The 24614-nt window shown below is 47.1% G+C and carries 24 protein-coding genes and 1 tRNA gene; 22 read left to right on the plus strand and 3 right to left on the minus strand.

Features of this window, described 5'->3' with window-relative positions:
• The first annotated feature begins 34 nt into the window (after positions 1-34).
• From dnaA to priA, 21 genes are all read left to right on the plus strand, one after another.
• On the plus strand, positions 35-1513 hold the full coding sequence (dnaA, locus tag QUE61_RS00005; RefSeq protein ID WP_286306977.1) for a chromosomal replication initiator protein DnaA: 1479 nt from the start codon (positions 35-37) through the stop codon (positions 1511-1513).
• Positions 1514-1760: 247 nt separating this feature from the next.
• Entirely contained in the window at positions 1761-2876 is a 1116-nt protein-coding gene (dnaN, locus tag QUE61_RS00010) for a DNA polymerase III subunit beta (RefSeq protein ID WP_286306978.1), read from the plus strand.
• Between the two features lie 36 nt (positions 2877-2912).
• A complete protein-coding gene (gyrB, locus tag QUE61_RS00015) occupies positions 2913-5411 on the plus strand; it encodes a DNA topoisomerase (ATP-hydrolyzing) subunit B (protein ID WP_286306979.1) in 2499 nt (832 codons plus the stop codon).
• Between the two features lie 4 nt (positions 5412-5415).
• On the plus strand, positions 5416-5901 hold the full coding sequence (locus tag QUE61_RS00020; RefSeq protein WP_286306980.1) for an SET domain-containing protein: 486 nt from the start codon (positions 5416-5418) through the stop codon (positions 5899-5901).
• A gap of 12 nt (positions 5902-5913) precedes the next feature.
• A complete protein-coding gene (locus tag QUE61_RS00025) occupies positions 5914-6141 on the plus strand; it encodes a DUF3717 domain-containing protein (protein ID WP_286306981.1) in 228 nt (75 codons plus the stop codon).
• A gap of 24 nt (positions 6142-6165) precedes the next feature.
• Positions 6166-6957, plus strand: a complete 792-nt coding sequence (locus tag QUE61_RS00030) for a sulfite exporter TauE/SafE family protein (RefSeq protein WP_286306982.1) — start codon at positions 6166-6168, stop codon at positions 6955-6957.
• A gap of 96 nt (positions 6958-7053) precedes the next feature.
• Positions 7054-8973: a tRNA uridine-5-carboxymethylaminomethyl(34) synthesis enzyme MnmG gene (gene mnmG / locus QUE61_RS00035; RefSeq protein ID WP_286306983.1), complete on the plus strand. Its 1920-nt coding sequence runs from the start codon at positions 7054-7056 to the stop codon at positions 8971-8973.
• A complete protein-coding gene (rsmG, locus tag QUE61_RS00040) occupies positions 8970-9629 on the plus strand; it encodes a 16S rRNA (guanine(527)-N(7))-methyltransferase RsmG (RefSeq protein ID WP_286306984.1) in 660 nt (219 codons plus the stop codon). The genes mnmG and rsmG overlap by 4 nt, the downstream gene beginning before the upstream one ends.
• A gap of 5 nt (positions 9630-9634) precedes the next feature.
• Positions 9635-10405: a ParA family protein gene (locus QUE61_RS00045; RefSeq protein WP_286306985.1), complete on the plus strand. Its 771-nt coding sequence runs from the start codon at positions 9635-9637 to the stop codon at positions 10403-10405.
• 7 nt (positions 10406-10412) lie between these two features.
• On the plus strand, positions 10413-11321 hold the full coding sequence (locus tag QUE61_RS00050) for a ParB/RepB/Spo0J family partition protein (protein ID WP_286306986.1): 909 nt from the start codon (positions 10413-10415) through the stop codon (positions 11319-11321).
• 59 nt (positions 11322-11380) lie between these two features.
• Complete coding sequence (locus tag QUE61_RS00055) at positions 11381-11881, plus strand: ATP synthase subunit I (protein WP_286306987.1); 501 nt, start codon at positions 11381-11383, stop codon at positions 11879-11881.
• 35 nt (positions 11882-11916) lie between these two features.
• On the plus strand, positions 11917-12786 hold the full coding sequence (gene atpB / locus QUE61_RS00060) for a F0F1 ATP synthase subunit A (RefSeq protein ID WP_286306988.1): 870 nt from the start codon (positions 11917-11919) through the stop codon (positions 12784-12786).
• 40 nt (positions 12787-12826) lie between these two features.
• Positions 12827-13093: a F0F1 ATP synthase subunit C gene (gene atpE / locus QUE61_RS00065; protein WP_108468215.1), complete on the plus strand. Its 267-nt coding sequence runs from the start codon at positions 12827-12829 to the stop codon at positions 13091-13093.
• 52 nt (positions 13094-13145) lie between these two features.
• Positions 13146-13616 carry a F0F1 ATP synthase subunit B gene (locus tag QUE61_RS00070; RefSeq protein WP_286306989.1) on the plus strand — a complete coding sequence of 157 codons (471 nt, stop codon included), beginning with the start codon at positions 13146-13148 and terminating at the stop codon, positions 13614-13616.
• Positions 13617-14153: a F0F1 ATP synthase subunit delta gene (locus QUE61_RS00075; RefSeq protein ID WP_286306990.1), complete on the plus strand. Its 537-nt coding sequence runs from the start codon at positions 13617-13619 to the stop codon at positions 14151-14153.
• A gap of 46 nt (positions 14154-14199) precedes the next feature.
• Positions 14200-15741 carry a F0F1 ATP synthase subunit alpha gene (gene atpA / locus QUE61_RS00080; RefSeq protein WP_286306991.1) on the plus strand — a complete coding sequence of 514 codons (1542 nt, stop codon included), beginning with the start codon at positions 14200-14202 and terminating at the stop codon, positions 15739-15741.
• An 11-nt stretch (positions 15742-15752) separates the two neighbouring features.
• Positions 15753-16622, plus strand: coding sequence for a F0F1 ATP synthase subunit gamma (gene atpG, locus QUE61_RS00085; protein WP_286306992.1), 870 nt, complete (start codon positions 15753-15755; stop codon positions 16620-16622).
• 37 nt (positions 16623-16659) lie between these two features.
• Complete coding sequence (atpD, locus tag QUE61_RS00090; protein ID WP_286306993.1) at positions 16660-18060, plus strand: F0F1 ATP synthase subunit beta; 1401 nt, start codon at positions 16660-16662, stop codon at positions 18058-18060.
• Positions 18060-18476 carry a F0F1 ATP synthase subunit epsilon gene (locus QUE61_RS00095; protein ID WP_286306994.1) on the plus strand — a complete coding sequence of 139 codons (417 nt, stop codon included), beginning with the start codon at positions 18060-18062 and terminating at the stop codon, positions 18474-18476. The genes atpD and QUE61_RS00095 overlap by 1 nt, the downstream gene beginning before the upstream one ends.
• 6 nt (positions 18477-18482) lie before the next feature.
• Positions 18483-19592: a uroporphyrinogen decarboxylase gene (gene hemE / locus QUE61_RS00100; RefSeq protein ID WP_286306995.1), complete on the plus strand. Its 1110-nt coding sequence runs from the start codon at positions 18483-18485 to the stop codon at positions 19590-19592.
• A 260-nt stretch (positions 19593-19852) separates the two neighbouring features.
• Positions 19853-21934 carry a replication restart helicase PriA gene (gene priA / locus QUE61_RS00105; protein WP_286306996.1) on the plus strand — a complete coding sequence of 694 codons (2082 nt, stop codon included), beginning with the start codon at positions 19853-19855 and terminating at the stop codon, positions 21932-21934.
• On the opposite strand, the gene gcvH is transcribed toward priA, so the two are convergent.
• Positions 21931-22323: a glycine cleavage system protein GcvH gene (gene gcvH, locus QUE61_RS00110; protein ID WP_286306997.1), complete on the minus strand. Its 393-nt coding sequence runs from the start codon at positions 22321-22323 to the stop codon at positions 21931-21933. The two genes, priA and gcvH, sit on opposite strands and share 4 nt — an antisense overlap.
• Positions 22324-22366: 43 nt before the next feature.
• Here gcvH and QUE61_RS00115 point away from each other — a divergent pair, with 43 nt between their 5' ends.
• Complete coding sequence (locus QUE61_RS00115; protein ID WP_286306998.1) at positions 22367-23011, plus strand: MBL fold metallo-hydrolase; 645 nt, start codon at positions 22367-22369, stop codon at positions 23009-23011.
• Positions 23012-23231: 220 nt separating this feature from the next.
• Here the strand turns inward: QUE61_RS00115 and QUE61_RS00120 are convergent, their stop codons facing one another.
• Both QUE61_RS00120 and QUE61_RS00125 read right to left on the minus strand, forming a co-directional pair.
• Entirely contained in the window at positions 23232-24266 is a 1035-nt protein-coding gene (locus QUE61_RS00120) for a fatty acid desaturase (RefSeq protein WP_286308356.1), read from the minus strand.
• 182 nt (positions 24267-24448) lie between these two features.
• A tRNA-Arg gene (locus QUE61_RS00125) sits at positions 24449-24524 on the minus strand.
• Positions 24525-24614 lie beyond the last annotated feature (90 nt).

Raw genomic sequence — 24614 nt, forward strand, 5'->3', positions numbered from 1 at the left:
TTAAGACTCGCTACAATCAAATCCTAAATTTCGTATGAGCAAACCTGATCTACCACCCCTTCTTATACACCCGAATCCGCTTGGTTTTTGGGACTTGGCATTGGAAACTCTGGCCAAGGAGCTTTCCCCACAACAATTCAAGACCTGGATTCAACCCCTTAAAATAAGGGGTTATGACGAAAGTGAGCGATTACTATTAATTGGGGCGCCAAACCCATTTAAGCTTGATTGGATTAAGCGTACCTTCTCTTCAAGACTTCATGAAATTGCCTCCTCTTATTATGGGAGCCCTATTAACCTTCAATTTACGCTCGGCGCTGATTCATCAAAAGGTGTTGCCAAAGCACCCAGTCCGGGCGCGAACCCAGAAGCATTGGTGGAAGAGGTTGGTCCCCGCTCCTCACCAGACCCCGCATTGAATCCAGGGAATTTAGAGGTTGAGTTTGAGGAAGGGCCCGAGACCAACCTCGGGGCCGTGCTTGCTGATCGAGAACACTCCAAACTGAATCCCGGTCTTACCTTTGAAAGCTTCGTCACCGGCAAAGCGAATCAGTTGGCGCGCGCCGCATCCATACAGGTTGCCCACAACCCCGGGGCGTCCTATAACCCCATGTTCTTGTATGGTGGTGTTGGTCTTGGCAAAACACACCTAATCCATGCGATTGGTAATCATCTTCTCAAAGAGAGGCCGGACGCCAAGATTCGGTATATCCATGCTGAACAATATGTGTCGGATGTGGTTAGGGCCTATCAACAAAAGGCGTTTGATCGGTTTAAGCGTTATTACCACTCTCTAGACCTGTTGCTAATTGATGACATTCAATTTTTTGGTGGAAAATCGCGCACTCAAGAAGAGTTCTTTTATGCCTTTGAGGCCCTTATCAGCAATGGGGCTCAAGTAATTATTACCAGCGATACCTATCCAAAAGAGATGGAGGGCATCGATGAGCGCCTAATTTCCCGGTTTGATTCTGGGCTAACCGTGGCCATTGAGCCGCCGGAACTAGAAATGCGGGTCGCTATTTTGATGAAAAAAGCGGCAATTGAGGGCATTCCAATGAGCGAAGATGTTGCGTTTTTTGTCGCCAAACACTTGCGCTCCAATATTCGTGAGCTCGAAGGGGCGCTAAGAAAGATCCTGGCTTACGTTCACTTTCACGGCAAAGAAGTCAATATTGAGGTGGCTCGCAGCGCGCTTAAAGATCTTTTGTCGATCCAAAATCGACAAATTTCAGTTGAAAGCATCCAAAAAACGGTTGCTAACTTTTACAACATCAAGGTTGCCGACATGTATTCCAAAAAGCGCCCGGCCAACATTGCCCGTCCCAGGCAAATTGCAATGTTTATCGCGAAGGAATTAACCCAAAAAAGCTTGCCTGAAATTGGTGAGCTCTTTGGTGGTAGAGACCACACCACGGTTTTACATGCGGTTCGCAAAATTACCGAGGAGCGCCAGCACGACTCACACCTTAACCACGAGTTGCATGTTCTCGAGCAAAGCTTAAAAAACTAAGCTGTGGATAAGCCTGTGGACGGCCCGTGGGATAAGCGTGTTAATTGGTGTTTAATAGATTTGTGAATAGGTGGTTCGGTTTTTGTAATGTGAGCCTTGTTCACAATTTATTCATGGGTTATACCGCACTTATCCACACCAATATTTCTCGAAAAGAGCTTGATTTCACTATAAAATTTAACCTATCAACAGAAAAAGACGCCCTTATTATTACTACGATATAAATATAAAAAGGAATTAAAGAATAATGCAGCTAATCAACGCGACCCGAGATGAATTATTAAAGCCTTTACAGGTGGTCAGTGGCATTGTTGAGCGTCGGCACACGTTAGCGATCTTAGCAAATTTACTCTTTAAGAAAACAGGGTCCTCGGTATCTTTTGTTTCTACGGACATTGAGATACAAATTACAACCAAGGCGAATTTTGGGGTTGGTGATGGCGATGTCACTACAACGGTTGGCGCTCGGAAGATTTTGGATGTTCTGCGAGCCCTACCCGAGGGTCCCGTCAGTCTTAATCTCAAAGATAACAAGATGGTGGTGCAAAGCGGTAAGAGTCGTTTTTCTCTTCAAACTTTAGCTGCTAACGAGTTTCCGGTCATGCAATCCCACTCTGAGGTCCATTCAAGCTGGGGTATGAGTCAAAGAAAATTCCGCCAACTTATTAGTCAAGTTTATTTTGCGATGGCTCAGCAGGATATCCGCTATTACCTAAATGGAATGCTTTTGGTTGTGGAAGGGAAAGATGTGATTGCGGTTGCAACCGATGGTCATCGCTTGGCTTACAGTCATATTGAGCTTGATGCAAGCCCCACCGGCAATGGTCAAAAGCAAGAAGTTATTATTCCTCGTAAAACAATTTTAGAGTGCCAGCATTTATTGCAGGATACGGACGAGCTGGTTGATATCAGTATTAGCAACAATCAAATCAAGTTTAATTTTGGCGATATTGAATTAATTTCAAAGTTAGTTGAAGGCAAGTTTCCGGATTATCAGCGCGTGATTCCCAAAGGGCACAAAAACTCCCTTTCTATAAACCGCGAAACTTTACAAGCCGCGTTACAGCGAGCCGCTATTTTGACAACCGAGAAATTCAAAGGCGTTCGATTTTCATTAACAAACAATAAAATTACTATACAGTCCACAAATGCTGAACAAGAAGAGGCTCAAGAGGAAATAGAAACTAAATATAGTGGTGATGCTGTCGATATCGGTTTTAACGTTAGCTACCTTCTTGATGTTTTGGCCAACATTAAAAACGAAGAAATTCAAATTAGTCTTGGGGATGCCAATAGTAGCGCTGTTATTACATTACCTGGATCGGAGGCATTTAAGTACGTTGTAATGCCGATGCGCATCTAAGTCTTGCTGTCTTTGTAAGTTCAAACTAGAAAATTCATGTCTTTAGAAAATCAAACCAATGAGCAGTACGGCGCCTCATCCATTCAAATCTTGGAGGGGTTGGAGGCGGTACGTAAGCGACCAGGAATGTACATTGGCGACACTTCCGATGGAACCGGTTTACATCACTTGGTATTTGAGGTTCTTGATAATTCGATTGATGAGGCGCTAGCGGGCTACTGTACCGAAATATCGGTTGTGATTCATACCGATAACTCTATTTCTATCATCGACAATGGCCGAGGCGTTCCTACCGGCATTAAATTTGATGATAAACATGAGCCCAAGCGTAGCGCTGCCGAAATCGTAATGACAGAGCTTCATGCAGGCGGCAAATTTGATCAGAACTCTTATAAGGTATCCGGCGGGCTTCACGGTGTCGGAGTTAGTTGCGTAAACGCTCTCTCAAAATGGTTACGCTTGACCATTCGACGCGACGGTAGAGTTCATCACATGGAGTTTGCTCGCGGCGTTGTTCAAAACCGAAACATCCAAACAGAAAATGGGGTTGAGATTTCCCCAATCTCGATCACGGGGGAAACGGATCTGCGTGGCACAGAGGTTCATTTTCTGGCAGATGAAGAGATTTTCGGCAACATTGAGTATCACTATGAAATTCTCGTAAAGCGAATACGTGAGCTTTCGTTCTTAAATAACGGGGTTCATATTCGCCTTGTTGATCAACGCAGCGGCCAGGAAGAGGACTTCGCTTTTTCGGGCGGTGTGCGGGGTTTTGTGGAGTACATCAATCAAACAAAAACCGTCTTACACCCAAACATCTTTCATGCATTAGCTGAGCGCCCGTCGGACCTTGGCGGTCAAATTACCGTTGAGGTTGCGATGCAATGGAATGATGGTTATAACGAACAAGTTTTGTGTTTCACAAACAACATCCCTCAGCGCGATGGCGGCACTCACCTAACAGGCCTGCGTGCGGCAATGACCCGTGTCATCAACAAATACATTGATGAAAATGAGGTTGCAAAAAAGGCAAAGGTTGAAATTTCTGGTGACGATATGCGGGAGGGGCTTACCTGCGTTCTCTCCGTTAAGGTGCCGGAGCCAAAATTTTCAAGCCAAACCAAAGATAAGTTGGTATCAAGTGAGGTTCGCGGCCCCGTTGAAGAGGTGGTTGCGCAGGCGCTTGCAGAATATTTAGCCGAAAAACCGCAAGACGCAAAAATTTTATGTGGCAAGATTGTTGATGCTGCGAAAGCGCGCGAAGCTGCCCGCAAGGCTCGTGAAATGACCCGCCGCAAAGGCGCTCTCGATGGCATTGGTCTCCCCGGTAAGCTTGCGGATTGTCAGGAAAAGGATCCCGCTAAATCAGAATTATTTATTGTTGAGGGTGACTCCGCCGGCGGCTCAGCCAAACAGGGACGCGACCGAAAATTTCAGGCGATCTTACCCCTTAAGGGCAAGATCTTAAATGTTGAAAAAGCGCGTTTTGACAAGATGCTGGGTAGCCAAGAGGTGGTTACTTTAATTACGGTTTTGGGTACCGGGATTGGTGCCGAAGAATATAAAGCCGATAAATTGCGCTATCACCGGATCATCATCATGACCGACGCCGACGTGGATGGCAGCCACATCCGCACACTGCTCTTAACCTTCTTTTATCGCCAAATGCCAGAATTGATTGAGCGCGGACATGTCTATATTGCTCAGCCCCCGCTCTATAAGGTTAAGTTTGGTAAAAGCGAACAGTACATTAAGGACGATGCCGAACTAAATCAGTTATTGTTCAAAATTGCCCTTGAGCAGGCTTTTATTGAAACTCCGGTAGGAAAAAAGATCTCCGGCCAAGAGTTAGAGGGCCTTGCGAAGCACTATCAAAACATTCAGGCGGTGGTTGATCGACTATCAAGAACAATGGATGAAGATGCTCTTAGGGCCGTGGCTGCGGGCGTAAGCCTTAATTTTGATACAGAGGCTTTAGCCAAAGATTCCGCGCAACGCCTGCGAGAGGCGTTTTCACAAAATACGAATCCTCTTTCGACCCCTACCGATATTGTGGTTCAAAAGGAAGAAAGAACGGAGCGCTATCGACTTCTGTTGTCCAAACGCGTTCACGGGAATTTAAAAATTTCGGTGATTAGCTCTGATTTTGTCGCAAGCGATGATTATCAAAGCCTAATGAATGCCGCCTTGTCACTTTCTGGAAAAGTTCCTCCAGGCAGCCGCGTGCGGCGCGGAGATCCTGAGAAATCAAATAAGGAGAGTGTGGTTGCTGATTTTCGTGGGGCGTTTGAGTGGTTGCTTTCCGAGGCTGAGCGTTCCATCAGTCGCCAGCGTTATAAGGGCTTGGGTGAAATGAACCCCCAACAGCTTTGGGAAACCACTATGGACGCAAGCACCAGAAGGCTGTTGCGCGTTCAAATCGAAGACGCCATCATGGCCGATCAGGTCTTTACAACCCTAATGGGCGACGAGGTTGATCCTCGACGTGCTTTTATTGAAAAGAACGCTTTAATCGCACGCAATTTAGATATCTAATCCCATGAAAAAAAACAAAGCCCCGAAAACCGTGGCGAAATCATCTATTGCGGTTAAAAACTCAAAAATCCATGGACGCGGAGTTTTTGTAAAAAAAGAAATTGCAAAGGGTTCAGCCATTATTGAGTACATTGGAGAGCGCATTAGTTGGAAAGAGGCCCTGCGTCGCCACCCTCACGATCCAGAGCAGCCGAACCACACTTTTTATTTCTCGTTGGAAGATGGTCGGGTCATTGATGCAAACGTTGGCGGTAATGCAGCTCGCTGGATTAATCATTCCTGTAAACCAAATTGCAAAGCCGACGAAATCGTGGTCGATGGTGAGGGCCGCGTTTTTATTTTTGCAAAGCGTAATCTTCTTCCTGGCGAAGAGCTTTTCTATGATTATTCGTTAAATTTGGACGAAAAGCCCACTAAAAAGTTACTGAAGGAATACGCCTGTCATTGTGGCAATAAAAAGTGCCGAGGCACGATGCTCGACATCGATTGATCGGTTGTCGATATGTTGTTTGTTTCCATTCAAGAGCTAGAGGCCGCCATCAATTATTGGCGCTCTCAGTCGCCCTCTAGGGGTGACGAACTGATTTTGTCTAAAGAGGCCAGTGCATTAGCAAAGCCCTATGCGCTCATGATTATCCAAGGTGCGCAACGAATCCCACTGGATATGCTCGATGAGGTTTGTAAAGAGTCGCTTGCCAAGTTTGTAGCCTGGAAGTCACAGGCTAGGTAACTATCTATTTTTTTAAGCTATACCGTGGAAACAGTAGTCGATTTCAGTTCTTATGTGTGGCTTTTGCTGCTGGTGGCGGCCTTTGCCTCGGGCTTGGTTGATGCAATTGCTGGTGGCGGGGGGCTAATACAGGTGCCAGCCTTATTTTCCGCCTACCCAGATGCTCACCCGGCAACCCTTTTGAGTGCCAACAAAGTGTCTTCGATTGGCGGAACAATCAATGCAGCAAGGCGTTATTTGCGCCACGCAAGGTTACCTTGGAACATTTTAGGCCCAGCCATCATTGCTGGATTTATTGGTGCGCTATTGGGCGCACTGGCAGTTAGTGTTTTTCCGCCTGAGCCCCTTCGAAAGGCTTTGCCATTTATGTTGGCGATCTTACTCGCCTACACTTGGTTTGCCCCGAGCATGGGGCTTGAGAATCGCCCTGCTAACAAAATAGGCCGTCATGAGGTCCCCAAGGCGGTGGTGATGGGGCTGGTCATAGGATTTTATGATGGGTTCTTTGGCCCGGCAACCGGAAGTTTTTTTCTGTTTGCTTTTGTGCGAATCTTTTATTTTGACTTTTTGCACGCTTCTGCGGCGACCAAATTAGTTAATGTCACCACCAATCTGGCCACCATCATCATGCTTACAAGCCTCGGCTTTATTGATTGGCCCCTTGGTTTGAGCCTAATGGTAGCCAATATTCTTGGTAGTCAAGTGGGGAGCATGTTGGCAATTGCACATGGCAGCCAATTTGTTCGGAAAATATTCTTAATTGTGGTGCTGGCCCTCATTGCTAGATCAGCCTATTCAGCATTTTTTTCTAATTAAATCAATAGCTTGTCTTCTTAAGGCACATCCAGCCCCCAGATTGTTTCACGTGAAACAGTAAAAATGCTATGATCAACGCCCTAATTGGGTAAATCCATGCTTTATTTCAAGAAATTTGATGTGATTGTGGTCGGCGGCGGTCATGCTGGTACCGAAGCCGCGCTCGCGTCTGCTCGCAGGGGATCAAACACCCTTTTAATAACTCACAGCATTGAAACGCTGGGGGCAATGAGCTGTAACCCGTCAATTGGGGGTATTGGTAAAGGCCACTTAGTGAAGGAAATCGACGCCTTGGGCGGCGCCATGGCCGCCGCAACCGATGAGGCTGGCATTCAATTCCGAATTTTGAATTCAAGCAAGGGCCCAGCGGTTCGTGCAACGCGGGCGCAAGGCGATCGTATTTTATATAAGGCTGCCATTCGTCGGCGCCTCGAGAACCAAGCAAACCTCACCCTATTTCAGGCCGCCGTTGATGATTTAATTGCTGTCGGCGATCAGGTTCGGGGGGTTAGAACCCAGAGCGGCCTTCAGTTTGAAGGAAAAAGTGTTGTATTGACCGCGGGAACTTTTTTGGATGGAAAAATTCATATTGGCCTAACGAACCACAGCGGAGGCCGTGCCGGAGACCCTGCCGCAACCACCCTTTCGGCCCGCTTAAAAGAGTTGAAATTGCCTCAGGGGCGCCTAAAAACCGGTACCCCGCCCCGCATTGATGGTAGGACTATGGATTTCTCTGTCATGCAAGAACAAGCGGGCGACTTAGATCCCATTCCATGTTTTTCATTTATGGGCAGACCTGAACAACACCCCCCCCAGGTGCCGTGTTGGATCACCCATACCAATAGCCAGACACACGACATTATTCGCTCCGGATTGGATCGTTCACCGATGTATACGGGCGTGATCGAGGGAGTTGGCCCGCGCTACTGCCCTTCTATTGAAGATAAGATTCATCGCTTTGCTGCCAAAGAGAGTCACCAAATCTTCCTGGAGCCGGAGGGCTTAACAACCAACGAGTTTTACCCCAATGGAATTTCAACCAGTCTGCCGTTTGATATTCAAATGGCTCTAGTCCGCAGTATTCGTGGGCTTGAGAACGCAGATATCGTCCGCCCAGGGTATGCCATCGAGTATGACTATTTTGACCCGCGGCAGCTGAAGCACAGCTTAGAAACCAAGGCGATTGGCGGCTTATTTTTTGCTGGGCAGATTAATGGAACAACTGGCTATGAAGAGGCCGCGGCCCAGGGTTTGCTCGCCGGGATCAATGCAAGCCTGTTGGCGGGGGGCCAGGAGCCCTGGCTGCCAAAAAGAAGCGAGTCATATATTGGCGTTTTGGTTGACGATTTAATTACAAGGGGCGTTCAAGAGCCCTATCGAATGTTCACCAGTCGCGCCGAGTATCGTTTAAGTTTGCGCGAGGACAATGCCGATGCAAGACTTACTGAAATTGGACGGAGTCTTGGTCTCGTGGGCGATGAGCAGTGGGAGTTTTTTCAACGAAAGCAGGAGCATGTTTCACGTGAAACATTACGCCTGCGCTCCTTCCGGGTTGGCCCAAAACATCACACTGCTCAACAGCTGGAGGCTTTTCTAGGCCAAGCTTTGGCACACGAGTGCAGCTTAGCGGAGGTCTTAAGACGTCCCGAGGTTGACTACCGCTCTCTGATTCGGGTTGATCCTGTTTTTACGCAGAACTCCCCAAGTCTTGAAGACCCTCACCTAGAGCGTCAGGTTTTTGACCAAGTCGAGGTTTCGATTAAATATGAGGGCTATATTGAGCGGCAACGAATTGAAATCGAGCGCCATGAGCATTACGAAACCCTTCGTTTGCCCGGGGATTTGGACTATTCCTTGGTTAAGGGCCTATCGGTTGAGGTTTGGCAAAAGCTAAACTTGCATCAACCTGAAACCCTCGGCCAGGCTTCGCGCATTTCTGGGGTAACGCCCGCCGCCATCTCATTACTTTTGGTTCACTTAAAAAAGGGTATTGGAAAAACCCAACTATTGTCATGAGTCTTGAGGTTGATGAGGGCCTAAAAGCAGCGGGCTTGTTCCCCCAAGAGGCTGCTGCGATGCAATATTTTCTAGCTGAGCTGCTGCGCTGGAATCGGGTCCATAATCTCACCGCTATTGATGAAACGGAGGCGGCATTTCATTTGCATCTGATTGATTCAATTGTTGTTTTGCCGATCTTGCGGCGGTATTTGCAAACACCCTTGCGGGTCAATGAGGCACCGATTCAAATTGCTGATTTGGGGTCGGGGGGCGGTCTACCGGGCATACCCTTGGCCATTCTTCAGCCCGCTTGGGTTTTTAGTCTAATTGAGGCGAGCAAGAAAAAAGCCGCTTTTCTGCAACATGTTCGTGGTGGCTTGGGCCTTAGTCATCTTCAGGTTATGTCAAGTCGAGTTGAGAATGTCGCCCAGACCCATCGGGCATTTTTTGATGCCATTACTGCAAGAGCATTTACGCGCCTTAATAGGCTGCTTGATCTATCGGCCCCTTTATTAAAATCATCCGGTTTTGTATTTGCGATGAAGAGTCAACAAAGCGAAGAAGAAATTTCAGAGGTATCGAGCAAAGACTGGACGCTTCTTGAGGAGTGCCAGCTCTCTTTGCCTGGGCAAGCGCTTGATCGCCGACTCTTAGTTTTTCAATATCAACAATAAATATTATGGCCAAAACATTCTGCATTGCAAACCAAAAGGGCGGGGTAGGAAAAACAACCACCGCAGTTAATTTGGCTGCCGGGTTGGTTGCTCAAAGACAGCGCGTGCTTTTGGTGGATTTGGACCCCCAGGGAAATGCAACTATGGGCTCAGGTATTGATAAGTCGACGATTAAAAGCGGCGTTTATCACGTGTTGATTGGGATTGCCTCCGCAAGTGAGGCAATCCAGTTCGCATCAGAATCTGGCTATAGCGTTTTGCCTGCAAATCGAGAATTGGCTGGTGCAGAAGTTGAGTTGGTTGATTTGGAAGGTCGCGAGGCAAGACTAAAAAACGCACTAAATGAGGTTGCCGATCAATACGATTTCATATTGATCGATTGCCCTCCCGCACTGTCTTTATTAACCCTCAATGGTTTGTGTGCAGCGAATGGCGTAGTGGTCCCCATGCAGTGCGAATACTTTGCTCTAGAGGGGCTTTCTGATTTGGTTAATACCATCAAACAAGTACATGCCAACTTAAATCCAGACTTAAAAATCATTGGGCTTCTGAGGGTCATGTTTGATACCCGAGTTACCTTACAACAACAGGTTTCCGAACAGCTCAATACGCACTTTGGCGACAAAGTGTTTAAAACAATTATTCCGCGCAATGTGCGCTTAGCTGAAGCCCCCTCCTTTGGTTTGCCAGGCGTAATTTTTGACAAATCATCTCGAGGCGCACAGGCCTATATTGAGTTTGCGGGTGAAATGGTTCAACGAATTAAAACGATGTAGGTGAACGATGAGTGTAAATAAAAAAAAGGGATTGGGGCGTGGCCTCGACGCATTATTGGGCGCCAGTAGCAAAGCAGATAAAGCAGGCTTTGTTGCTGATAAGGTATTGCAGTCGCTACCGCTGCAGCGTTTGCAAGCGGGCAAATACCAGCCTCGTACGATCATGGCCGATGAGCCCCTTAAAGAATTGGCCGATAGCATTCGAGAGCGCGGTGTGATGCAGCCCCTTTTGGTTCGTGAAATTGATGATGGGCGTTACGAGATTATTGCGGGCGAACGACGTTTTCGAGCCGCAACACTTGCGGGCCTTGATGAGGTGCCCGTGCGAATTTTGGAGGTCGACGATCAGGCCGCCGCCGCCATTGCTCTGATTGAGAATATGCAGCGGGAGGACCTAAATCCGCTTGAAGAGTCTCGTGGACTATCTCGTCTGATCCATGAATTTAGTTTTACTCATGAGCAGGCCGCAAAGGCTGTGGGCAAATCGAGGAGCGCCATTACCAATCTGCTTCGCTTATCGCAACTTTCAGGTGCGGTTCAAGCAATGCTTTTGTCTGGCGATTTGGATATGGGCCATGCAAGGGCACTTTTGACCCTGCCAGGCGCAAGTCAAGTTGCCTTGGCCCAAAAAATTATTGCTCAAGGCCTCTCGGTTCGTGAGGCAGAGCGATTGGCGAGTTCGGCGGCCCTGGTGGCCGGTGATCTATCTCGCAAGGCCTCCGTAAAAGGAAAATCAAGGCACCCGATTAGCCAAGACCAAGATTACAAGCGCCTTGCTCAAACCTTGGCTGATTTAGTTGGTCTGGAAGCAGTTTTTAAGACCAACAAGAAGGGCGGGGAGCTGCGTTTTTACTTTAGTCACTTTGATGAGCTTGATTCCCTATTAAAAAAATTGGAAATTACCGACCATTCCTAATAAAAGTGTCTAAATTAATTGATATTTTCTAGGGTAAATACTAAAATATTGAGGCTTAATTGATTCCCAAAAAAAATCAATCAGCGCCATCGCAATCTTGGGATGTGCTTGACGAGCAAGAAAATGCTTTCAAGGTGTACTCCAGAGAAGAAATGGATGCTCTGAAAAGGGCGAACCGAAAGGCCTTCTTCTCTTTGTCGCCCTGGGCAATTATTGGCTTTCAAGTAGCAACAACGCTTGCAATGGCAATGGTTTGGTTTGTTTTTGCGAACCCACAAGAGTCGAGACTTTGTTTTTTTTCAGCTCTTTTGGGTGGATTTATTGGATTTTTCCCTGCGACGCTGTTTGCGCTCCGTTTGAGCGTTAGCAAGAAGCAAAGAAATCAGAGTCCAGGAAGTCTGTTAGCGGCAGTGGTTTCTGGCGAGTTTATAAAGATTGCCGGAACGATTGCTTTGTTTGTGTGGGTTGCTTTGAGCATCCCAGATCTGCAGTGGATACCGTTGCTGGTCACTTACTTGGTCACACTTAAGTGCTATTTACTTGCGTGGCTTTGGCGGTGAGCAGCTTTTTTAGTAACAATAGGAATTGCTAAACGATGGCAAGCGCAGCGCACGGGGCTTCAAGCGAACCCTTAACACCCACAGCATATATTGCTGAGCATTTGCAAAATCTTAATAATATTGGTGGTGCTCAGCCGTCGATTATTGACTTCAGCGTAATTAATCTTGATACACTTTTTTGGACCCTGATCATGGGGCTCTTGGCAGTCGGTTTTTTATTGATTGCAGCAAGACGCGCTACACCTGGTGTCCCGGGTCGATTTCAGGCCTTGGTTGAGATGTTAGTTGAAATGGTTGAGACTCAATCCAAGAGCATTGTGCATGGTGACCGAAGCTATATCGCTCCTCTCGCCCTCTTTGTTTTTTGCTGGATTGTGCTTCTCAACACCCTTGATTTGGTTCCTGTTGATTGGGTTGTCGGAGTAAATCATTTCTTAGAAAACTTTGGAATTCATGTTCCTCATCATAAGTTGGTACCAACCACCGACTTAAACGCAACCCTAGGAATGTCGTTCGCCGTTCTTCTTCTAGTCTTCTTTTACAGCTTCAAAATAAAAGGCGTTGGTGGCTTTGTGCACGAGCTTTTATCGGCCCCATTTGGAGCCAAATGGTATTTGGCTCCCTTTAATTTGATTTTGAACATTATTGAGTACATTGCAAAAGGCGTATCTTTGGGGATGCGGCTGTTTGGAAACATGTACGCGGGCGAATTGATTTTCTTATTAATTGCTCTGTTAGGGAGTATTTGGACGTTTAGTTTGGACTTGAGTGCTTTAGGTTTGGTTGGACATGTGATTGCTGGGTCTGCCTGGGCCATCTTTCATATTTTGGTCATTCTTTTGCAGGCTTTTATTTTTATGATGTTGACATTGGTCTACATCGGTCAGGCACATAGCCATCATTAATTTTTATTTTTTACACACTTAAACTTTAGGAGTTAACAACATGCAAGAATTTCTCGCAAACATTCAAGGCCTTACTGCAATCGGTATCGGTTTGATCATTGGCCTTGGCGCATTAGGCGCTTGTTTGGGTATTGGATTGATGGGCGGAAAGTTCATTGAGGGTGCTGCACGCCAACCTGAGTTAATGAATGAACTTCAAACCAAAATGTTCTTATTGGCTGGTCTGATTGACGCGGCTTTCCTCATCGGCGTTGGTGTTGCGATGCTGTTCGCATTTGCCAACCCATTACTTGCTGTTATTAAGTAATTTAGTTGTGGGTCGATGACCCATCACTGCAACAAGTTTTGAAAGGAATATCGTGAATTTAAACGCGACTTTATTCGCGCAAATGATCGTTTTCTTCGTCTTATGGTGGGTCGTGGCGCGATTTGTGTGGCCCCCATTGGTGAAGGCGCTCGATGAGCGGGCCTCTAAAGTGGCAGAAGGTCTTGCTGCAGCTGAGCGGGGAAAATTAGATCTTGAAAGTGCGACGAAAAAGGCAGAAGAGGCAATGAGTTCCGCTCGCCAAGAGAGTATTCAGCGTGTTGCGGAAGCTGAAAAGCGCGCTCAATTGGCGGCCGAGGAAATTAAAGCAAATGCCCAAGCGGAAGCCGCACGAATTATTGCGCAGGCTAAGGCTGACGCAGAACAACAAGTGGGCAAGGCTCGCGACGAGCTGCGCCAACAGGTTGCTAGTTTGGCTGTCAGGGGTGCGGAGCAAATTTTGCGACGCGAGGTTGATCCTAAGGCGCATGCGGCACTGCTTGACCAACTAAAGGCAGAACTTTAAATGGCTGACATTGCCACCATTGCCCGCCCTTATGCTGAGGCCTTGTTTGCAAGTGCCAAGCCAAATGATTTGTCATCATGGGAAAAGCAGCTCGATGAGCTTGCCAAATATTTGGAAAACAACGAGCTTGCAACGCTCGTCAGTAATCCAAAATTAGGTGCCGACGATCTTGCCAAGTTGGTTTTGAGTTTTCTTAAATCAAAGCCCGATGAGTCAATGAGTGCCTTTATTAAGCTTTTGGCCAATAATCATCGCCTAATTATTTTGCCTGAGATTGCTAAGCAATTTACGGCGATGAAGAATAAAAGCGAGGGTGCTGCAGAGGCTCTCATTACCTCAGCCTTCCCTCTCGAGGGCGCCGCTTTGAATGATTTACTTGTTGCCCTAAAAAAACGTTTTGGTGGAAAAGAATTGCGCCCAACGGTAGTGATCAATCCTAATTTAATTGGCGGGGTACGCGTCCAAGTGGGCGACGAGGTTTTGGATGGCTCCGTAAGAGCCCAACTTGGCCACTTGCACGATCGGTTGATTGCTTAACGCAGGGACTTATTAAGAATATTCGATTTATATCTAGGAGTAATTGATGCAACTAAACCCTTCCGAGATCAGCGAACTGATCAAAAGCCGAATTAACGAATTAGGCGTTGATTCAAAGATTCGTAATGAGGGAACCGTGATTTCGGTAACCGACGGTATTTGCCGAATTTATGGTTTATCTGGAGTTATGCAAGGAGAGATGCTCGAGTTTCCTGGCGGCACCATTGGTTTGGCATTGAATCTAGAGCGCGACTCCGTCGGTGCCGTGGTATTGGGTGAATACACTCACATTAAAGAAGGAGACGCCGTTAAATGTACCGGCCGCATTCTTGAAGTTCCAGTTGGACCAGAACTGCTCGGTCGAGTTGTTAATGCACTTGGTCAGCCTATCGATGGCAAGGGCCCTGTAAATACTAAGCTGACAGACTTTATTGAAAAAGTCGCTCCCGGCGTGATTGCTCGTCAATCAGTTAGTCAACCGTTGCAAACTGGCCTAAAAGCGATTGATGCGATGGTGCCGATTGGCCGCGGTCAGCGCGAGCTCATTATTGGCGATCGTCAAACTGGTAAAACCGCCGTTGCTGTGGATGCCATCATTAATCAAAAGGGTAAGGGCGTTTACTGTATTTATGTTGCGATCGGCCAGAAGGCATCGACAATTGCGAACGTGGTTCGCAAGTTGACCGAACTTGGTGCGATGGAATACACCATTGTGGTTGCAGCAAGCGCATCGGAATCGCCCGCGATGCAGTATTTATCCGCTTACGCTGGTTGCACCATGGGTGAGTATTTCCGTGATCGCGGTGAAGATGCCCTGATTATTTATGACGACTTAACTAAACAGGCTGTTGCTTATCGTCAAATTTCGCTTCTGCTACGTCGTCCACCCGGTCGCGAGGCCTATCCTGGCGATGTTTTCTATTTACACTCCCGCCTCTTAGAGCGCGCTGCTCGAGTTAATGCAGAGTATGTAGAGAAATTTACAAACGGTGCTGTTAAAGGAAAAACCGGATCATTAACTGCTTTGCCCGTGATCGAGACTCAGGCTGGTGACGTATCTGCTTTCGTGCCAACCAATGTGATTTCGATTACGGACGGTCAGATCTTCTTGGAAACCGATTTGTTCAACGCAGGCATTCGACCCGCAATTAATGCCGGTATTTCAGTATCGCGCGTAGGCGGTGCAGCACAAACCAAAGTTATCAAAAAACTTTCAGGCGGTATTCGTACAGACCTTGCCCAATATCGCGAATTAGCAGCTTTTGCCCAGTTTGCTTCTGATCTTGACGAAGCGACCCGTAAACAATTAGAGCGCGGTCGTCGAGTTACCGAGTTGCTTAAGCAGCCCCAGTATTTGCCTATGCAAGTATGGCAAATGGCCGCCTCTTTGTACGCGGTGAATAACGGCTTTTTTGATGACTTAGAAATCAAACAGGTTCTGCCATTCGAAAAGGGCCTGCATGAGCATTTAAAGTCAAAGTATGCTGATTTGGTTGGCCGTATTGAGGACACCAAAGATTTAAGCAAAGACGATGAGGCTGCTCTTCGCTCAGCTATTGAAGACTTTAAACGCGCTGGCACTTTTTAAGATAGGCAATCATGGCCGGCACAAAAGAAATACGCACCAAGATCAAGAGCGTTCAAAATACGCGCAAGATCACTAAAGCGATGGAAATGGTCGCCGCTTCCAAGATGCGGCGCGCTCAAGAGCGCATGCGTTCAGCAAGACCTTATTCTGAAAAAATTCGGACAATCACCGCCAATCTCTCAAAAGCAAATCCAGAATACCGTCCGGTGTACATGGCGGTACGCGAGATAAAGAAGGCGGGTCTAATTTTAGTAAGTACCGATAAGGGATTGTGTGGCGGTTTAAATACCAATGTCCTTCGTTTAGTTACAAATCAGATGCGCGACTTTAGCGAGAAGAATATTTCTGTTGAGTTCACTGCAATTGGTTCGAAGGGCTTGCAGTTTTTAAATCGAACCAAGGCAAAGCTTTTGTCCCAATCTGTTTTGTTGGGCGATACCCCACACATGGATAGCTTGATTGGGGCAATCAGTGCGCAGCTCGATGCATTTGAGCGTGGCGAAGTGGATGCGGTGTATTTAGCCTATACCCGATTTATTAACACCATGAAACAAGAGCCTGTTTTAGAGAAGCTTTTGCCGCTCGAGGCTGATGACTTAAGCCAAGAGTCAAATTCTGGCTATGGTTGGGATTACATCTATGAGCCTGACGCCGAATCAGTGCTAAACGGTCTTTTGAAGCGCTATATTGAGGCGCTGATTTATCAGGCAGTTGCAGAAAATATGGCGTCAGAGCAGTCAGCAAGGATGGTCGCCATGAAGGCTGCGTCTGATAACGCAAAGAATGTGATCGGTGAATTGCAGCTGGTTTATAACAAAACCCGTCAAGCAGCAATTACCAAGGAGCTTTCCGAAATCGTTGGCGGCGCAGCAGCGGTTTAAGTAAAGATTTTTAAAGATTAAATAGCGGAGAAATGTGATGAGCATCGGAAATATTGTTCAGTGTATTGGTGCAGTGGTGGATATTCAGTTCCCCCGAGACAAAATGCCCAATATCTATGACGCATTAACCTTGGTTGAAAGCAATGAAGCCTCATTTGCTGAAAAAGGGTTGACCTTTGAGGTTCAACAGCAAATTGGCGATGGCGTGGTTCGCGCGATTGCGATGGGAGCTAGTGATGGTCTGCGTCGTGGCATGGAGGTGAAGGCGACTGGCGCGGGAATTTCTGTACCGGTTGGTCCCGCAACCTTAGGCCGCATCATGGATGTATTAGGTCGTCCGATCGATGACGCAGGTCCAATTGCGACCCAAGATCGCCGCTCAATTCATCAATCTGCACCAAAGTTTGATGAGCTCTCACCATCGGTGGATTTGCTTGAAACTGGTATTAAGGTGATCGACCTCGTCTGCCCATTTGCTAAGGGCGGCAAGGTCGGACTCTTCGGGGGCGCTGGTGTTGGAAAAACCGTGAACATGATGGAACTCATCAACAATATTGCGAAACAGCATTCTGGTTTATCAGTGTTTGCGGGAGTCGGTGAGCGTACTCGTGAAGGTAATGACTTCTATCATGAAATGAAAGAGTCAAACGTGATCGATAAAGTGGCCATGGTTTTTGGTCAGATGAATGAGCCTCCAGGCAACCGTTTGCGGGTTGCGTTAACCGGCTTGACGATGGCCGAAGCATTCCGTGACGAAGGCCGTGACATCCTGTTCTTCGTTGACAACATTTACCGCTACACTCTTGCGGGCACTGAAGTGTCTGCTCTATTGGGCCGCATGCCATCAGCCGTGGGATATCAGCCAACCTTGGCCGAAGAGATGGGAAAGCTTCAAGAGCGAATTACTTCAACCAAAACAGGCTCGATTACATCGATTCAAGCCGTTTATGTTCCTGCAGACGACTTAACCGATCCGTCACCAGCTACCACCTTCTTGCACTTAGATTCCACGGTCGTGCTATCCCGAGACATTGCAGCTTTGGGTATTTATCCTGCGGTTGATCCTTTGGACTCAACGAGCCGGCAGCTTGATCCGCAGGTGGTAGGAAGCGAGCATTATGAAGTTGCTCGCGGCGTGCAAATGACCTTGCAGCGTTATAAAGAGTTGCGGGACATCATTGCGATTTTGGGCATGGATGAGCTCTCCCCTGAAGATAAGTTAGCCGTTGCCCGTGCTCGTAAGATCCAGCGTTTCTTGTCGCAGCCCTTCCACGTCGCGGAAGTTTTCACTGGCTCGCCTGGAAAATACGTTCCATTGAAAGAGACAATTCGTGGCTTTAAGATGATTGTGAGTGGCGAGCTTGACCATTTGCCAGAACAGGCTTTTTACATGGTTGGTTCGATTGATGAGGCTATTGAGAAGGCGAAGAAACTCTAATGGCAACCATTCATGTTGATGTGGTGAGTGCAGAGCAGTCAATTTTTAGCGGTGAGGCTAAATTTGTGGCCCTACCGGGCGAATCCGGCGAGCTTGGAATCCTGCATGGCCACACCCCCCTGATTACTCGTATTCGGCCTGGCTCAGTGCGGATTGAAAAGGCGGACGGCGATGAAGAGTTTGTATTTGTTGCCGGCGGCTATTTAGAAGTTCAGCCAGACCGTGTTACGGTTTTAGCGGATACGGCAATCCGTGGGCATGATCTTGATGAAGCCAAAGCGCTTGAGGCAAAAAAGCGTGCAGAAGAGGCGATGCAAAATCGTGCTGGTGATTTTGATATTGCCTACGCTCAGTCTGAATTCGCAATGGCAGCAGCACAGTTGGCCGCTATTGCACGCTTGCGTCGTAAAAAGTAATCGTAATTGTTAGCAAACGATCGCTTCCTACGGGCCTGTTTGGGTCAAAAAACAGATCGTACGCCTTTGTGGCTCATGCGTCAGGCTGGCCGATATTTACCTGAATACAATGCAACCCGTGCGAAAGCTGGCAGTTTTTTGGGCCTTGCTAAAAATCCCGCGTATGCAACAGAGGTTACATTACAGCCCTTAGATCGCTACCCTTTAGATGCGGCTATTTTGTTTTCTGACATTTTGACGATCCCAGATGCAATGGGTCTGGGCCTTCAGTTTGCTGCGGGCGAGGGCCCAAGTTTTGCCCATCCCCTGCGAACCGAAGAGGCTGTAAAAAACTTAAGGCCCGCAGACCTCCATCAACTGCAATACGTGTTTGATGCGGTGGCACAAATTCGGAAGTCGTTGATTCAAGATGGTAAGCAGCGCGTTCCGCTGATTGGATTCTCGGGTAGTCCATGGACCTTAGCTTGTTACATGGTCGATGGCTCAGGATCAGATGATTTTCGACATGCGAAGACCATGATGTTTAATCGCCCCGATTTGCTAAAGCACATCCTGGACATCAATGTTCAGTCTGTGGCAGCCTACTTAACGGAGCAATTGCGATCGGGCGCTCAGGCGCTCATGATTTTTGATACCTGGGGTGGGCTGCTGCCTGACGGTTGGTATCAAGACATTTCATTGGCAAGTATGCGTAAGGTAATTGACCAGCTTCCTCACGAGTTAAACGGCCAAAAGGTACCAGTTATTATTTTTACAAAGGGCGGCGGTCTATGGCTCAATGACATGGCAGAATCCGGAGCCGATGTGATTGGGCTTGACTGGACAATGTCAGTAGCTAAAGCAAGAGCCCAGCTGGTCGAAAAAAATAAATCCATTGCACTCCAAGGCAATCTTGACCCCCTAGCCTTATTTGCCAATTCAGATCAAATTGAGGCACAGGCTAAGAAAATTTTGGATGGTCTTAGCAAGGCCCCTGCTCTGAAAGCGGATCTCCACCCCCTGGATGCCCATATTTTCAATTTAGGGCACGGAATCTCTCAATTTACGAATCCAGATAGCGTTACTGTTTTAGCCAAGACCGTAATCGAGCATTCAGAATATTTGCGTAGGGCGTGATTTAGCTTCCCCCCTTTGTTTTGCTGGGTTTGGGGGTAGACTTATGCACAAATGATATCGGCCCATTGGATTTCATGGAGATTGTTAATAGACCGAACCTTAAGGTTTGAGTTTATAAGACAAATTATTGATTTAATTAAATATTCCTTACTATTCATTTGCTTCAAGGAAGTTAGGATCCGCTATCCCCTTTCTTATTTACGAGCCCAAGAAGCGGTTGTCCACAAAGTTATCCACAGATTAAATAACACACTACTTCATTGAATCAATCAACACCAATCATTGTTAAAGTAGTTGTTGATCGGCCCCTTCCCGAGGCCTTTGACTACCTTTGGGATAAAGAAATGCTTCGCGCCATGCCCCAGGTCGGGATGTTGGTTGAGGTTCCTTTTGGACGAACCAATCTGCCAGGTTTAGTTATTGAAGTAACTACTTACTCTCATTTAAATGTATCAAAATTAAAGAAAGTTCTTCAGGCCGCACCCATAAACCCATTGGATAGCCACTTGATGGAGTTGGCGCATTTTGCCTCCCAATACTATGTTCATGGACTTGGTGAAACGATCGTTTCAGCAATACCAAAATGGTGGCGTACTGCGAGCAATTGGAGTAAGTCGCTTGATCAATTAAAACTCGAAACAAAGGGTGTAACTGAAACAAAAGCAGAGGAGAAAAGACTTTCCCTTGAAGCGCTTAATGCTGATCAAAGACGAGCAATTGAAATCCTAAATGGTCATAAACCAGGGACATTTAATGCGTTCCTTCTCAACGGGGTAACCGGTAGTGGCAAAACAGCTGTTTATCTTAGGTTTATCGAAGTCCTGCTCAAGCAAGATCCCAGCGCCCAAGTATTAATCATGCTGCCCGAAATTAATTTAACTCCGCAATTACAAAGACGGATTCAAGAGTATTTTCCCGAAGAGGCGTTGGCAGTACTTCACAGTGGGTTAACGGAGAAGCAACGCGGCATTGCTTGGTATCGGGCAATGACAGGGGTGGCGCGCATTGTATTAGGAACACGATTATCGATCATGACCCCCTTGCCAAAATTGGTTGCGATTGTGGTCGATGAGGAAAACGATGGCTCCTTTAAGCAGCAAGAAGGTATGGCTTATTCAGCACGCGACTTAGCGGTGTGGCGTGCAAAAAATGAACGCTTGCCAATTGTTTTGGTTTCGGCAACGCCCTCCTCACAAACCTGGCACGCAGTAAGAGAAGGTCGGTATCAGGAAATTCAATTGAATAATCGAGCTGGGGGGTTTCAAATGCCCAATGTTGAGCTGGTGGCCCCCGATAAATCCTCGCGGTCAATCACTATCAGCCCTGTGATGATCCGGGCGCTTGAACAGAATCTTCACAAAGGTCGACAGAGTCTAATATTGATCAATCGGCGGGGTATGGCGCCGGTGATTAGTTGCTCATCGTGCGATTGGTTAAGCGAGTGCGATCATTGCTCTAGTTACATGGTGATGCATCGTCAGTTGGGCCACTTTAAAACGCCCATGCTGTGTTGCCATCATTGCGGCCTAGTGAAAGCCATTCCTCAGGGGTGTCCAAGGTGTGGCGATGTTGATTTGCAGCCGCTGGGTAGGGGGACCCAAAAAGTTGAGGATCAATTGCAAACATTGTTTCCACAGACAACGGTATTGCGCGTTGATGCCGATACTGCCCGCACGAGCAAAAAGACTGAGGCGCTGTTTCAAGAAATACACGCTGGTACGGCACAAATCATCGTTGGTACACAAATGTTGGCGAAGGGGCACGATTATCAAAATATCGGCCTAGTTTGTGTCCTGGATGCAGATTCAAGACTGTATTCCAATGACTATATGGCGCCGGAACATTTATTTGCTCAACTCGTTCAGGTGGCTGGCCGAGCTGGTCGGTTTAGTGGTGAGCCTACCCAGATATTGATTGAAACTCGATATCCCGATGATCCTGTGTATCAATATATAAAAACATTTGATCTGACTGGGTTTATGGAGCATTTAATGTCTATTCGTCAGGAGGCGGGCTTGCCACCATTTAGTTATCAAGCTTTAGTGCATGCGGAGGCAAAGCAGAAAAAAGAAGCATTGACGTGGCTAAATCACGCAAAAGAATTTTTGCAGAAAACCGCTCATTTACAAATGGGGATCACGGTCTTTGATCCGGTGCCCAAATCAATCGCTCGATTAGGCGGATGGGAGCGATCGCAGCTGTTAATTGAGTCGCGGCATAGGGCGCCGCTTCAGGCCTTACTTAATGAGCTTGAAAACTACTTACGCCAACAATCGGTCGGACGATTGTCAAAGGTGGGTAAAGTGCGCTGGTCCATAGAGCGGGATCCATTATTTGTTTAGTTGCTAGCGCCAGACTCGTATTGACCGGCGCTTTGTAATAACGCAAGTTCGTCAACAGATAGTGATTCATCTTTCGCTTGAATTTTAAAGAGCCAAACATCATAGGGTTGTGCGTTGACGCTCTCCGGTTTTTCAGCCGCAGCGGCATTAATTTCACTGATGATCCCACTAATTGGTGCATGAATATCGCTCGCCGCTTTGAGCGATTCAATCGTAGCGCAAGCCTCACCCCGTTTCACTGAAGACCCAAGTTCAGGAAGCTTCAGAAAAAGGATATCTCCAAGCGCCTCTTGAGCATGGTTACTAATGCCAACCCAATATTGGCCGTCATCACCACGTTTAACCCATTCATGGGTTTGTGCAAATAAAAGATCGTTTGATATATTCATTAGAATATTTTAACGACAGTAATCAAGAATTGATCATATCGACATGACCCTAAAGCTCGCAATTGTTCCTGTGACTCCGTTTGAACAAAATTGCTCAATCGTGTTTTGTGACAAAACCAAAGAAGCGGCAGTTGTCGACCCAGGTGGAGATTTAGAAAAAATTGAAGACGCCTTATCCAAACTGAATGTCAAACTCAGTAAGGTGCTGTTAACTCATGGTCATTTGGATCATTGCGCTGGAGCAAAAGAGCTTGCGAGAAAATGGCAGGTTCCGATTGAGGGCCCTCACCCTCTTGAAAAATTTTGGCTTGATCAACTTCCTGAGCAAACGGTCCGATTTGGGTTTGGGGAGGCCGAGCCGTTTGAGCCGGACCGTTGGTTGCTCGATGGGGATACGGTTCATCTCGGAGAGCATGAATTAAAGGTGTTTCATTGTCCAGGACATACGCCGGGTCACATCGTGTTCTATGACGAGCCTACCCGTCTTGCTTTTGTTGGCGATGTCTTATTCGCCGGATCGATTGGCCGCACCGATTTTCCAAAAGGTAATCACGCGGATCTTATACATGCCATCAAAACAAAGTTATGGCCGCTAGGCAACGATGTGCATTTTGTTCCAGGCCACGGCCCGATGTCGACATTTGGCCGGGAGAGACAAAGCAACCCCTATGTTGGGGATGGCGCCTAGGTTTTAGCGGAGCCTGTGCGGTGGGTGCGGTTGTATAGGCAGCTCGCACAAATCCAACGCTGTTTACGATTGCTCGTAGGAATCCAAGTGCCCCCTTCTAACCTTTTTTCCCGGCTGCATGAAGAGCAAAACTTAAGGCTAGGAGAAGTCTCTTGGGTGGGGGTTGGGGTGGTTGACGTGGTCATAACGGAATCTGATAAATCTTCTCGAAACCATTATTTTACCTCGTTTCCCCATTGTTAGAGGGGGTAAGTAGAACCCGAACGGAATTCGCAGTTTTATTGCCATCAAAATCAAGCCAAGCCTTCTCCGCAAAGTCATAGAGTCTGCAGGTTTTGGCAGTATCAAAATACCATTTCCATGAGAACGGCTGAACAATAATTCTCTCTGGCAGAAGGGTTTCCAGTCGATTTTGGGCGGCCGGAAGGTTATAAAGGGGAACGCTCATATCAACGTGATGCGCGGTATGTTCCATGATGTGATGCATCAAGGCTCCCCAATAGAAACCAAAGGTTAAGTGAACCGTGGTCGATACAAAAGGCTGCGCCCTTAACCACTCTGATTTATTGTCGTACCAACAAACTGCTGGGTGGGTATGGTGTACATAGACCACAAACCCAATCATTCCGTTCCAAAATAAATAAGGAAGCACAAAGCCACACAGTATGGCGATCAGAACGGATTGCCCTGTGTTGATAGCAAAAAAGCTTAAGAGCCCAATCCAGATCAGTGCAAAGGCGCTCACCAGAACGTTATCTTTTATAAAAATAGAACGGTCCGCAGGGCGGTATTTTTTATTGGGGAAGAACATCTTGTTCCACCAAATTTCAATCAAATAGTATGTGACGGGACCCCAACCACTTCGATAGTGCCGCTCTAGAAATTGTCGCCATTTGGGAAGGGCGTCATATTCTGATTTTGAAAGGGGTGCCCAAACAAAATCAAAGCCTTTGAGATTAGTTTGTCCATGATGGACTACGTTGTGCCCAATATCCCAAAGGCTGTATGGAGTAAGGGAGGGCAAAAAAGCAATGCGACCAAGCACTTTGTTTAAGGAGCGATGGGCGGTAAAACTTTGATGACAGGCGTCGTGACCCAGGATAAAGATTCGTCCAGTCACAAAGCCGGCGATCACGCCAAATAGAATTTTGATCAGAATATTCTCAAAATAAACGGTAGCGGCAATACTGAGTATCCACAAGAGCGAATCGAGTATCAAAAGAGAAATGGCCCGGACTGTGCTTGCCTCGGTCATTGGGCTTAGCCATGACCGAATAACCTTGCGGTGAGGAAGGGGAAGATCTGGGCTTAGGGGTGCCGGATTAACCAATACTTGATTGGAGTGAAGGGCGCTATTGAACTCTGACACAGTAACTTTCTTTGGATGCCTGAATCATAGTGGTTTTTTGGGATTTCAGTATTACAGCATGATGAAACTGGCGCGCCCGGCAGGAATCGAACCTGCGACCCTTGGCTTCGGAGGCCAATACTCTATCCACTGAGCTACGGGCGCATTCAAAATAAATCAGTATGTATTGTAAGTGCCTGAGACCAGCTTGCTCTCGGTATAATTCATGGCATTCTTAGTTAACCACCCTTTTTC

The sequence above is a fragment of the Polynucleobacter sp. HIN5 genome, from assembly GCF_030297555.1.
Lineage (GTDB): Bacteria > Pseudomonadota > Gammaproteobacteria > Burkholderiales > Burkholderiaceae > Polynucleobacter.